The organism is Rhodoplanes roseus, from assembly GCF_003258865.1.
Classification (GTDB): domain Bacteria; phylum Pseudomonadota; class Alphaproteobacteria; order Rhizobiales; family Xanthobacteraceae; genus Rhodoplanes; species Rhodoplanes roseus.
The window spans coordinates 1-258 of record NZ_NPEX01000892.1; the positions used below are offsets into that span (position 1 = coordinate 1).

The following is a 258-nucleotide window of genomic DNA, read 5'->3' on the forward strand; positions in this document are numbered from 1 at the left end:
GGCGAGAATTCGCCGGCGGTTTTCGTTTGTGCGCTTTTGTTTGGGGAGAGGTCTCCGCCCGGCCTTATCGCTCGGCGAACCAATCTTTGAGGGGCATGATCACGGGCGGCTCGGCGTTGGCGTTGGGCCAGGAATCGATCGACCAGCGTTGCTTGGACCGGGTGTCGGTCACGACGGCGGTCGCGTGGGGATAGCGCCCGTCGAGGAAGAAGCCCCTCGCAACCGGCTCCGCGACCGTGTGATATTTGAGCAGCCCAT

1 pseudogene is annotated in these 258 nt (G+C 63.6%); it reads right to left on the reverse strand.

Going from position 1 to position 258, the window contains the following annotated elements:
• Window positions 1-64 precede the first annotated feature (64 nt).
• Window positions 65-258 (reverse strand): annotated as a pseudogene (locus CH341_RS32885) (hypothetical protein); the annotation flags it as partial.